Consider the following 11,724-nt stretch of genomic DNA (forward strand, 5'->3'; position numbering starts at 1 on the left):
GACACCCCCGTCATCACCCTCGACGCCCGCCGCCGGGACAGCGCCAAGAGCGCCCTCATCACCCTGGTCGAGCACGCCCTGCTCGCCCGGCTCCGCTGACGAACGTGCCTGTGGCCCACGGAACTTCGCCAAGTCCCGCGGGCCACAGGGGGTTTCGTGGCGGCTACTCGGTCGGCTCCAGCCCGGAGCGGATCAGGCCGTAGGTGTACGCGTCCTCAAGTGCCAGCCAGGAGGCGGCGACCACGTTGTCGGCCACTCCGACCGTGGACCAGGTGGCGGTGCCGTCGGTGGACTCGATCAGCACCCGGGTCTTGGAGCCGGTGCCGTGCTGCCCCTCCAGGATGCGGACCTTGTAGTCCACCAACTCGAAGGTGGCCAGCGGCGGGTAGATGCCCTCCAGAGCCGTCCGCAGCGCCTGGTCCAGCGCGTTGACCGGGCCGTTGCCCTCGCCGATGGCGATCCGGCGCTCGCCCTTGGCCCACAGCTTGACGGTCGCCTCGTTGCCGGAAACCCCGTGCGGCCCCTGCTCGCTGATGGTCCGCCAGGACTCCAGGCGGTAGAAGCGGTCCCGGCTGCCGCGCACCTCGTCGCGCAGCAGCAGCTCGAAGGAGGCGTCGGCGGACTCGTAGGTGTAGCCGAGGTTCTCCTGCTCCTTCACCTTCGCCACCACCCGGCCCGCGAGATCCCGGTCGGTGGACAGGTCGTAGCCGAGCTCCTTGCCCTTGAGCTCCACCGAGGCCCGGCCGGCCATGTCGGACACCAGCATCCGCATGGTGTTGCCGACCAGTTCGGGGTCGGTGTGCTGGTACAGGTCCGGGTCGACCTTGATCGCGGAGGCGTGCAGGCCCGCCTTGTGGGCGAAGGCCGAGAAGCCGACGTACGGCTGGTGGGTGGACGGGGCCAGGTTGACCAGCTCGGCGATCGCGTGCGAGATCCGGGTCATCTCGGCCAGCCGGCCCACGGGCAGCACCCGGCGGTCGTACTTCAGCTCCAGTGCGCCGACCACCGGGAACAGGTTGGCGTTGCCGACCCGCTCGCCGTAGCCGTTCGCGGTGCACTGCACGTGGGTGGCGCCGGCGTCCACCGCGGCCAGGGTGTTGGCCACCGCGCAGCCGGTGTCGTCCTGGGCGTGCATGCCGATCCGGGCGCCGGTCGCGGCGATCACGTCCGCGACGGTGTCCCGGACGCCGGCCGGCAGCATCCCGCCGTTGGTGTCGCACAGCACCACCACGTCCGCCCCGGCCCGGTACGCGGTGCGGACCACCGCGAGGGCGTACTCGCGGTTCGCCCGGTACCCGTCGAAGAAGTGCTCGCAGTCCAGGAACACCCGACGGCCCTGGGCGCGCAGGAACTCGACGCTGTCCCGGATCATCTCCAGGTTCTCGTCCAGCGTGGTGCGCAGCGCCAGCTCGACGTGCCGGTCGTGCGACTTGGCGACCAGGGTGACCACGGGCGCGCCGGAGGCGACCAGCGCGGCCAGCTGCGGGTCCTCGGCCGCCTTGCCGCCGGCCCGGCGGGTGGCGCCGAAGGCGACCAGCTGGGCGCTGCGCAGCTCCAACTCGGCGGCGGCGCGGGCGAAGAACTCGGTGTCCCGGGGGTTGGCGCCGGGCCAGCCGCCCTCGATGAAGCCGACCCCGAACTCGTCCAGGTGCCGGGCGATGGCCAGCTTGTCCGCCACCGTCAGGTTGATGCCCTCCCGCTGCGCGCCGTCGCGCAGGGTGGTGTCGAACACGTGGAAGCTGTCGTCGGTACGGCTGACCTCGGTCATGACCCCTGGTTCTCCGTTCGGGAGGTTCGTACTGCTCTGCCGGATTCTCGTCCCGGCTCCACTGTCCAGGATCCCGTGCGCGGCCCCGGTGTCCCCGGGCCCCTTGTGGGGGCCTTCGGCCGGTCCGGGCTGTGCTCGTCGGGGCTGCGCCCCAAAAGCAAAAGACCCCTCGCGGGTGCGAGAGGTCTGCGCGCGGGTCTGGACGCTCGTGGTCGCTCCGCATCGGGTCCTGCGGAAGCGGTCACTGCGGACCGGCGCGCCTGCTGCTAATAATCAGCGAAAGCGAGGACACGCTCGCAGTCTGGCACAGCCCCCGGGATCCGGCCCGCCCGTCTCGCGATGCGAAACGGGGCAGGCCGGAGGGGTTTCCGGCGTCCGGATGGTCAGACGATCTTGTGCAGCCAGTTGTGGGTGTCCGGCTGCTGGCCGCCCTGGATGGCCAGCAGGGCGCGGCGCAGCTCCATGGTGATCGGGCCGGGCTCGCCGGTGCCGACGGTCCAGTCGGCGGCCGCGGACTTCACCGAGCCGACCGGGGTGATGACGGCGGCGGTGCCGCACGCGAAGACCTCGGTGAGGGTGCCGTCGGCGTTCGCCTGCTGCCACTCGTCGGTGGAGATCTTCCGCTCCTCGACCGCGTAGCCCAGGTCGGCGGCGAGCTGGAGCAGCGAGTCGCGGGTGATGCCGGGCAGCAGCGCGCCGGACAGCTCCGGGGTGACGATCCTGGCGTCCTTGCCCTCGCCGAAGACGAAGTAGAGGTTCATGCCGCCCATCTCCTCGACCCACCGGTGCTCGGCGGCGTCGAGCCAGACCACCTGGTCGCAGCCCTTCTCGGCGGCCTGGGCCTGGGCGACCAGCGAGGCCGCGTAGTTGCCCGCGCACTTGGCGGCGCCGGTGCCGCCGGGCGCGGCCCGGACGTACTCCTTGGACAGCCAGACCGAGACGGGCTTGATGCCGCCCTGGAAGTAGGCGCCGGCCGGGGAGGCGATGATCATGAAGAGGTAGGAGTTCGCCGGACGGACACCCAGGCCGACCTCGGTGGCGAACATGAACGGGCGCAGGTAGAGGCTCTGCTCCTGCTCGCTCGGAACCCACTCCCGCTCCTGCTGGACCAGCAGCTCGACGGCCTCGACGAAGGTCTCCACCGGCAGCTCCGGCATCGCCAGGCGGCGGGCCGAGGCCTGGAAGCGCAGGGCGTTGGCCTCCGGGCGGAACGTCGCGATCGAGCCGTCGGCCTGGCGGTAGGCCTTCAGGCCCTCGAAGATCGCCTGGCCGTAGTGCAGGGTCATGTTCGCCGGGTCCATCTCCACCGGCGCGTAGGGGACCAGCTGGGCGTCGTGCCAGCCACGGCCCTCCGTCCAGCGGATGGTGACCATGTGGTCGGTGAAGACGCGGCCGAAGCCGGGGTTGGTCAGCCGGGCCTCGCGCTCCGCTGCGGACAGCGGGTGGGCGGAGGGCTTGAGGTCGAACGTGATGGGCGCCTGGGTGGGCGTGCTCATGGCTGTTTCCTTCACCGTGGGGTTCGTTCGGGCCGCCACCGCCGAAGGGACGTCACGGCGATCCAACGCCGAACGAACGCACAACGGCACGGCCCACTGTCGATACTCGCATCCAGAGGGCCGTGCCGAACAGCTGCCCGCTCCTTGGGGAGCTGCAAGCTGTGGTTATGCGGTCCGGCCCACCTGGCCGGATCCTTGTGGGTCCGGCCCGCTAGCCGGCTACTCGCTCGGCGAGCGCGTCGCCGACCTCGGAGGTGGAGCGGGCGCCGGTGCGCTCGGTGAGGTCCGCCGCGACGGCGGCCTCGACCTTCGCGGCCTCGGCGGCGTAGCCGAGGTGCTCCAGCAGCATGGCGACCGACAGCACGGTGGCGGTCGGGTCGGCCTTGCCCTGGCCGGCGATGTCCGGCGCCGAGCCGTGCACCGGCTCGAACATGGACGGGAACTCGCCGCTCGGGTTGATGTTGCCGCTCGCCGCCAGGCCGATGCCGCCGGTCACGGCGGCGGCCAGGTCGGTCAGGATGTCGCCGAACAGGTTGTCGGTGACGATGACGTCGAAGCGCTCCGGCTGGGTCACGAAGAAGATGGTGGCCGCGTCGACGTGCAGGTAGTCGGTGGTGACCTCCGGGAACTCCCGGCCGACCTCGGCGAAGATCCGCGACCACAGGTGCCCGGCGTGCACCAGCACGTTGTTCTTGTGCACCAGGGTGAGCTTCTTGCGCGGCCGCGCCTGGGCCCGGCGGTAGGCGTCGCGCACCACGCGCTCGATGCCGTACGCGGTGTTCAGGCTGACCTCGGTGGCCACCTCGTGCGGCGTGCCGGTGCGCAGCGAGCCGCCGTTGCCGACGTACGGGCCCTCGGTGCCCTCGCGGACGACCACGAAGTCGATCTCCGGCTGCCCGGCCAGCGGGGACGACACCCCGGGGAACAGCCGGCCCGGCCGGAGGTTGATGTGGTGGTCGAAGGCGAACCGCAGCTTGAGCAGCAGCCCCCGCTCCAGCACCCCGGACGGGACGCTCGGGTCCCCGATGGCGCCCAGCAGGATGGCGTCGAAGGCCTTGAGCTCGGCCAGCACGCTGTCCGGCAGCGTCTCCCCGGTCCGGTGGTAGCGCCGGGCCCCGAGGTCGTACTCGGTGGTCTCCAGCTTCACGTCGGCGGGAAGCACGGCGCCGAGGACCTTGAGGCCTTCGGCCACCACTTCCTGGCCGATGCCGTCACCCGGGACAACTGCGAGACGAATGGTGCGAGACATGCTCGGACCCTACTCCGCCGTCCCAGGGGCTGACACCTCGCGTCCAGCATCTGGACCAGTCAGGTCAGATCGATCTCCACCGGGAACGGCTGATCGACCTTCAACTGCTTGTGGTAGATCCCGGTCGGGAAATACCGCTTGGATGCCGGCTCAAGCTCGAACGTGTAAACGACCGGGCGGCCCTCGTCACATTCGACGCGCCAGAAATGACGAATGCCGGCTGCCGCGTACTTGCCAGGCTTGATCTCCCGGTCACGCTCGCGGGACTCCTCCGAAACGACCTCGATCGCGAGCAGGACATGCTCGGCGGAGAATCCCGTTTGGCGATAGCCCGTGTCCGAGTCCTCGTGGACCACAAGGAGATCGGGCTCCGGCCGGTTCCGCCGGTCTAGCGTGACGGTCATCTCCGGCCACACCTCCCAGCCCTCCGGAACCGCCTTCTCCAGCCCTCGTTCGAGCACGCGCTTCGCTCGGACATGGAACTTCGTCTGCGGACTCACGAAGATCAGGCTCCCGTCGATCAGCTCGGTGTGCGGCGGGAGATCAGGCAGCCGGTCAAGATCCTCTGCGGTGTAGCCACCAGCAGGAGGCCGAATCCAGTCGGGGTACGGCGCGATGCTCATGGTTCCTCCCATACGGGCATCCTGGGGGCGCTCCCAGGCTACTCGGCAAAGCCTCCTCAGACGCCACTCCTTCGAGGGAGCGCGGGTGGCCCATGGTGCGCTGGGGGCGCGCTTAGGGTGGCGTGGTCTGGGGTTCCTGGCAGAACGGGGCGCGTGGGTGAGGGCCGAGCGGCGGCGGGAGGTGCTGGTCTGCGGGGGTGCGGCCGGGCTGGCGATGGGCGGGTTCGCGCTGGCGGCGGGGCTGCGCGGGCGGTGGCCGGCCGGGGCGGGCGCGGTCGCCGTGCCGTACCACGCGCACCTGTGGGACCTGCTGCACGGGCAGGCGGCCGGGGACCTGCTGTTCAACTGGAACAGCGGCTACGGCGTCCCGTTCCTGGCGGACTTCTTCGCCTACCTGATGAATCCGTTCTCCTGGCCGACCGCCCTGCTCCCCCGCGACCAGGGGCAGCTCGCCGTCTTCCTGGTCGCCCTGGCCACCATCGGCCTCGGCACCGCCCTGATGGCCCACCTGCTCGGCCGGGTGCACCCCGGCCCCCGGTGGCTGCGGGTGCTCGCCGCCGTCGGGTACGGGCTCTGCGCCTGGGTGCTGGACGTGGGCGGGGCCGCGCCGATGTGGCTCTGGGGCCTGGTCTCGCTGCCGCTGCTCGGCCTGGTCGGGGACTGGTGCCTGCACGAGCGCCGCTGGGTGGCCGGCTCGCTGTGCGTCGCCCTCGTCTGGGCGGGCAACCTCTACACCGCCGCGCTGGCCACCCTGATGGCCGGACTCCTGCTCGCCGTACGGCTGTTCGCCACCCCGCGCGCCTTCCGGCACCGGGTCCGGGCGACCGGGCGGGCGATCACCCTGACCACCGCCGGGGTGCTGCTCGCCTCGCCCGTGCTGTTCGTCGCCGTCCGGGCCGCGCGCGGCGCCCAGCCGGAGTCCCCGGTGCAGCCGCTCGGCCCGTCCGGGCTCGGCGGGCACCTCGCCCAGCTGCTGCCCACCACCACCGGCGGGCGGCCGCTGCCGGACATCGCGATCGGGGTGCTGGGGCTGCTGCTGGTGTGCGGGCTTCCGTTCAACCGCAGGGTGCGGATCCGCGAGCGGGCGGTCTGGTGCGCGGCGCTGGCGCTGATCGTGCTCAGCTTCGTCTGGACCCCGACCGTGCTGGTCTGGCACGGCCTGGCGATCCCGGCCGGCGGGCCGTACCGGGTCGCCTTCGTGCTCAGCGGGCTGCTGGTGCTGGCCGGCTGGGTCTCGCTCGCCCACCGGCCGGACCCGCTCACCCTGCTGGGCGGCGCCGCCCTGGTCGCGCTGATCGCCGCGCTGGCGGCCACCCGGCACTCGGTGCACACCTCCACCTGGGTGCTGCTGGGCGTCGGCGGCGCCGTCGTGCTCGCCGCGCTCTGGCTGCTGGAGCACCGGCACACCGACCGCCGGGCGAACGCCCTGGCCACCTGGGTGCTCGGCGGCGCGGTGCTCGGCAACGCCGTCTGGTCCGGGTACGCGGCGCTCGGCGCGGCCCCCGAGGACTCCGTCCCCCCGGCCGCCGTCCGGGCCGGGCACGCGGCCGTCCGGGCCGGCGCCGACTGGCCGGACGGGCGCAGCGACCCCGGCCCGCACGCCTTCACCCCCAACGACCCGCTGCTGCTGAACGGCCAGGGCGGCGGCTACTTCAGCGGCTACCTGCCGACCGTCGTCGCCCAGCTGCTGCACGACCTCGGCGCGGGCTGGACGGCCGGCGGTCGGCAGACCGGGAGCGTCACCGACCCGGTCGGGCAGGCGCTGTTCGGGATCCGCGCCCACCTGGACGACGGACCGCCGCCGCACGGCTTCACCCCCGGGCGGGCGCCCGCCCCGCCGCTGGTCACCGTGCTGCCGCCGGGCGCCCGGCCGGAGACCTCCTCGGTCTGGTCCCGGCAGGAGTCGCTGCTCGGCAGCCAGGTGTACGACGCCCCGCTGCCCGTCCCGGCCGGCGGCCCGGCGCCCACCCTGCACGGCACCAGCGGCTGGTCGGTGCCGGGCGGCGGGGACGGCACGGTGTTCACCGCCGCCTGCACCCCGGGCTCGACGGCCTACTTCCACGGGGTCTGGTACAACGGCACGGTCAGCGGCCTGGGCACCACCTACCGCAGCGACGGCGAGCAGCCCACCACGGCGGTGGCCGTCCACCGGCTCGGGACCGTCCCGGCGGACGGAGTGGTCCGGGTGACCCTGCGGTCGGACGCCATCAGCCAGGTCCCCGCCCGCCCGATCGGCTGCCTGCGGGCCGACGCCCTGGCGGCCGCGGTCACCCGCCTCACCGCCACCGGCGCCGGCCACGTCGAGGCCGGCGGCCACACCGTCTCGGCCACCCTCCCTCCGGGCTCAACCGGCACCGCGCTGCTGTCCGTCCCCGCCACCGAGGGCTGGACCTGCGCCACCGACGGCGGCGCCCGCACCGCGCCCACGCCGGTCCTCGGCATGATCGGCGTCCCCCTCGGCGGCGGTGCCTCCCGCGTCTCCTGCGCCTTCCGCCCGCCCGGCCTCACCGAGGGCCTCACCGTCACCTCCGGCACGGCCGCCGCCCTCGCGCTGGTCGCCGTCTTCGGCCGCCTCTCCCGCCGGCCCACCCGCACCCCCCGGCGCCGGCGCCGCCTGGCCGCCGCCCCCTGATCCGGACACCGTGGGAGCCCCCGAGGAGCGGCGGGACACGGGAAGGGGCGGCCCGCCGGTCGGTGCCGACGGGCCGCCCCTCGGTACCGGCTACGGCAGGGTGAGGACCTGGGCCCTCCGGTCGGCCGGGTTGAGGTGGTACAGCAGCAGGAGCCGCGAGGTGTCGCCCGGGGCGCGGTGCACGTCGAGGACGGTGCCGGGGCCGGCCGGGGTCACCATCGCGGTCGGGCCGGTGAGTCCGGACCGGACGGTGAGGGCCGGGTGCAGGACGTCCACCGGGACGGTGGGGCGGGTGCCGCGCAGGCCGATGGCGGAGTAGGCGTCGGCCGGGTCGGGCTTGCCGGAGGCGGCGCCGGCCCAGACGCCGTAACGGACGGTGCTGTGGCCGGGCTTGACCCCGGGCAGGGCGCTCAGCCGGACCGGCAGGACCACGACGTCGCTGTCCAGCAGCTCGGTGTCGGTGTCGCCCCAGTGGGCGTTGAGCGGCTGGACGTCGAGTTCGGCGCCGGTGCGGGCGTCGAGGGCGCGGGAGACCAGGACGTCGCTGCCGCGCAGCCGGTCGGCCTTGAGGATCACGTCGGTGACGCCGTCCCCGTCGGTGTCCAGCGACACCCGCACCCCGTACAGCCCGACCGGCGTGGCCGCCGGGGCCCACAGTCGCGCGCCGACGTACAGCAGGTCGGAGTCGACAGCGGCGCCCGCAGCCCGCAGGTCGGCGGCCCGGTCGCCGGGGTGTTCGACGCAGAGGTCCTGGGGCGGGTCCTCCGGCTCCGTCGCGCCCTCGGGCCGGATGCCCGCGCCGGGGCCGACGGCCTTGCCGCTGCCGGGCGGGCAGTCGGGCCAGCGGGGGCCCTCGCCGCCGAGCGCGAGGGCGCTGACCAGCCCGGGCGCCTCGCCGGGGGCGGCGCTGCCGCCGAGGGTGACGAGGGTGCCGTCCCGGGCGGTGCGGGCGGAGGCGGTGACGCCGAGGTCGCCGGTCGGGCGCGGGGCGGCGAGCACCGGGACCCGCAGCTGCGGCAGGGTCTGGTCGCCGAGCGGGCTGAACAGCACCCGCCCGGAGAGCTCGCCCCGGTAGCTGCGGGCCCGGCCGCCCTGCTGGGTGTCGATGGTCGGGTCGGGCGTGCGCCCCAACTCCCCCGGTACGGACAGCGTCACCCGCACCCGGGCGGTGCCGCCGGCCGGCACGTCGATCTGAGTCGGTGTCACCTGGAAGGCGGCGCCGGGCAGTTCGGTGGCCGCCGCATAGCCGGTGCGGTAACTCAGCGGCGCTGAGGAGTGGTTGCGCAGCTCGATCTCGCGGTCGAGGGCCGTCGGCCCGCCGATCTCGACCGGCCCGTAGGAGACCCCGACGCTGCCCGCCCGGGCGCCCTCCCCCGCGGCGTAGGCGACGACGGGGGTGTGGACGGCCCGGTCGGCCTGGGCCCGTCCGGCGCCGGTGCGCTCGGGCCCGTAGACCGGCCCGCCGTGGTCGTCGCCGAGGTAGGTGTCCGTGCTGGTGTTCATCAGCGCGGCCTTGACCTGCTCGACCGGCCAGTCCGGGTGGGCGGCGCGGACCAGCGCGGCCAGTCCGGCGACGTGCGGGGCGGCCATCGAGGTGCCGTTCTCGCGCTGGCCGCCGCTGCCGCTGCCGACCAGGGCTGACCAGATGGTCTCCCCGGGGGCGGCGAGGTCGGGCTTGATCACGCCGGGCAGGCCGATCCCCCGGGAGGTGAAGTCGGTGAGGGTGTCGGCCCGGGCCGGCTGGTTCTCCGCGACGGAGCCGTGCAGCGGGTTGCCAGGCGCGGCGAGCCGGACCTGTGCGCCGCCCTCGGCGGCGGCGTGCCGCAGCCGTTCGCCGTCCGCGTGGCCGAGCAGGACGGCGGGGATCCGGTCGTTGCCGGAGATCTCCGCGAGGTGGTCGGTGTCGGCGGCGTAGAGCGCGCCGATCGCCCCGGCGTCGGCGGCGTGGTCGGCGCGCGGGCCGGAGTTGCAGGCCCGGTCGGCATCGCGGGTGAGCCAGGTGAGCACCGCGATCCTCCCCTTGAGCCGCTGCTTGTCTGCCGCGCTGAAGTCCGTGCAGCCGTCCGTCTGGTCGACGGGCGCGGCGAGGGCGCCGCTCACCTCGGTGGTGGACCAGCCCTGGTAGCGCTCGCTCCAGTGGCCGGGCACGACCCCGGCCAGCGCGGCGGGGGCGAGCACGGTGATGCCGTCCACGTCGGCGTGCCCGTGCACGGAGGCGGCGACGGTGATCGCCCGGACGGCGGTGCCGGGGCTGCCGCCGACGCCGTACACGTCGCCCTCGTTGCCGGCGGCCGCGACCACCACGGTGCCCAGTTCGGCGAGCCGGTCGACGGCGAGCGCGTCGGCGTCGTCGGGGCTGCCGAAGCGGCTGCCGAGCGACAGGTTGACCACGTCGAGCCGGTCGCCGAGGTCGCCGTCGCCGTTCGGGTCCGCGGCCAGGTCGAGCGCCTGGGCGAGCCGGTCGGTGGAGCCGTCGCAGCCGAACACCCGGATCGCGTACAGCTGCGCGCCGGGGGCGGCGCCGGGGCCGATCCGGAACGAGGCCGGGTCGAGCCCGGGCCGGTACGGGCCGGCGTACGGGTGGCCGTCGGCGGTGACGCCGTACCCGGCGGCCGTCCCGGCGACGTGGGTGCCGTGCCCGTTGCGCACGCAGTCGAGCGGGTTGTCGCTGGGGTGCGGGACGGGCTGGTGGTTCGGTGCGGTCGGGTCGGGGTTGTAGTCGTCGCCGACCAGGTCCTTGCCGCCGACCACCTTGGCGTTGGGGAACAGCGCGGCGGGCGCGGGCTTGCCGCGCTCGACCGAGCGGAAGGCCTCCTCGGTGCCGGGGCCGCCGAAGTCGGCGTGGGTGTAGTCGATGCCGCTGTCGATGATGCCGATCCGCATGCCCTGGCCGGTGTTCCCGGCCACCGCCGCGTCCCCGGACCAGACCTGCGGGGCGCCGGTCAGCGGGACGGAGTACGCGTTGTCGCGCTGCTTGTTCACGATCGGGTGGACGGCCCGGACGCCGGGCAGCGCCCGCAGCGCGGGCAGCCGCTCGGCGGGGGCGTCGACCGCCAGGCCGGTGAGCAGGGTGTGGGTGCGGTAGAGCTCGCGGGCGGCGGGGGCCGACCGGTGGACGGCCTCGGCGAGCCGGTCGAGCGCGTCCCCGGCCCGGGCCCGTTGGGTGGCGCCGGCCTGGGCGGCGTCCCGGCGGACGGCCTCCGGCGAGCGCTGGGCCCGCCGGGCGCTGTCGGCGGCGCGCCGCCAGGCGGGACCGGCCGCCTCGGTGGTGAGTTCGAGCAGGACGGAGGCCGTACGGCCCTGACCGGGCGGTCCGGCGCTGGACGGGCCGCCCGCGGCCGGGGTGGCGGCGAGCGCCGCGCCCCCGGCCAGCAGGGTCAGGGTGAGGCCGATCCGGGCGAGCGGTCGGCGGACGGGTGGCAGGCGCACGAGGGACCCTCTCCCCCGGCAGGGGGGAATGATCCGCACACCGAGGAGGTCGCTGGCGCCCGCCCACACGGACGTCGATCACCCTTCCGGGGGCCCCAAATTAGGATGATCGCGCCATCCGGTGCGAGCAACTTCCCTCGAACGGACCTCGGTTGCACTCTACGGGGTGACAGGGCGTCAACCCGGTCGGCCCAGTAGCCCGATGAACGCCAGCCACCGGCGGCACCGCCCAGGCGCCGCTCAGCTGTGGCCGCGCTCAGTGGTGACCGGTGGCGCCACCGTTGTCCCGGCGGTCCAGCGAGCGCTGCAGCGCGGCGGCGGCGAAGGGGTTCCGCTCGGCGGCCCGGCGGCGGCGCGGGGCGCGGACGGGGGTGGCGGCGGGGGCGGGGGTGGCGTGGCGGTCGGCGGTGGTGGGCATACCGGGCTCCTTGGAAGCGGCGCCGTACAACAGCGCGATGAGGGGAGGTGGGTACGCGCGGAGCAGGGATCGCCTGCCCGTGGGGGCGCACGCGCACACGGGCCGCGTG

At 74.5% G+C, this 11,724-nt stretch carries 7 protein-coding genes and 1 pseudogene; 2 read left to right on the forward strand and 6 right to left on the reverse strand.

Annotated features, from left to right (window positions below; translation table 11 throughout):
* Positions 1–99 (forward strand): annotated as a pseudogene (locus ACIG5E_RS08960) (ATP-binding protein); the annotation flags it as partial.
* Positions 100–163: 64 nt separating this feature from the next.
* On the opposite strand, the gene cimA reads toward ACIG5E_RS08960, so the two are convergent.
* The 4 genes from cimA to ACIG5E_RS08980 all read right to left on the reverse strand — a co-directional run bounded on the left by cimA (position 164) and on the right by ACIG5E_RS08980 (position 5,136).
* A complete protein-coding gene (gene cimA / locus ACIG5E_RS08965; protein ID WP_396532531.1) occupies positions 164–1,768 on the reverse strand; it encodes a citramalate synthase in 1,605 nt (534 codons plus the stop codon).
* Positions 1,769–2,151: 383 nt separating this feature from the next.
* The gene (locus tag ACIG5E_RS08970; protein ID WP_396532532.1) at positions 2,152–3,264 is read right to left on the reverse strand and encodes a branched-chain amino acid aminotransferase; all 1,113 of its coding nucleotides are present in this window, start codon (positions 3,262–3,264) and stop codon (positions 2,152–2,154) included.
* A 211-nt stretch (positions 3,265–3,475) separates the two neighbouring features.
* Positions 3,476–4,513 carry a 3-isopropylmalate dehydrogenase gene (locus ACIG5E_RS08975; RefSeq protein ID WP_396532533.1) on the reverse strand — a complete coding sequence of 346 codons (1,038 nt, stop codon included), beginning with the start codon at positions 4,511–4,513 and terminating at the stop codon, positions 3,476–3,478.
* Positions 4,514–4,572: 59 nt separating this feature from the next.
* The gene (locus ACIG5E_RS08980) at positions 4,573–5,136 is read right to left on the reverse strand and encodes a Uma2 family endonuclease (RefSeq protein WP_380612416.1); all 564 of its coding nucleotides are present in this window, start codon (positions 5,134–5,136) and stop codon (positions 4,573–4,575) included.
* A 157-nt stretch (positions 5,137–5,293) separates the two neighbouring features.
* On the opposite strand from ACIG5E_RS08980, the gene ACIG5E_RS08985 reads away from it, so the two are divergent.
* A complete protein-coding gene (locus ACIG5E_RS08985) occupies positions 5,294–7,768 on the forward strand; it encodes a YfhO family protein (protein ID WP_396532534.1) in 2,475 nt (824 codons plus the stop codon).
* A gap of 90 nt (positions 7,769–7,858) precedes the next feature.
* Here the strand turns inward: ACIG5E_RS08985 and ACIG5E_RS08990 are convergent, their stop codons facing one another.
* Both ACIG5E_RS08990 and ACIG5E_RS08995 read right to left on the reverse strand, forming a co-directional pair.
* Positions 7,859–11,197, reverse strand: a complete 3,339-nt coding sequence (locus tag ACIG5E_RS08990) for a S8 family serine peptidase (RefSeq protein ID WP_396532535.1) — start codon at positions 11,195–11,197, stop codon at positions 7,859–7,861.
* Positions 11,198–11,453: 256 nt separating this feature from the next.
* Positions 11,454–11,615 (reverse strand): hypothetical protein, encoded by a 162-nt coding sequence (locus ACIG5E_RS08995; protein WP_167344945.1) that lies wholly within the window; start codon positions 11,613–11,615, stop codon positions 11,454–11,456.
* Positions 11,616–11,724 lie beyond the last annotated feature (109 nt).

Source organism: Kitasatospora sp. NPDC053057, assembly GCF_044546945.1.
Lineage (GTDB): Bacteria > Actinomycetota > Actinomycetes > Streptomycetales > Streptomycetaceae > Kitasatospora.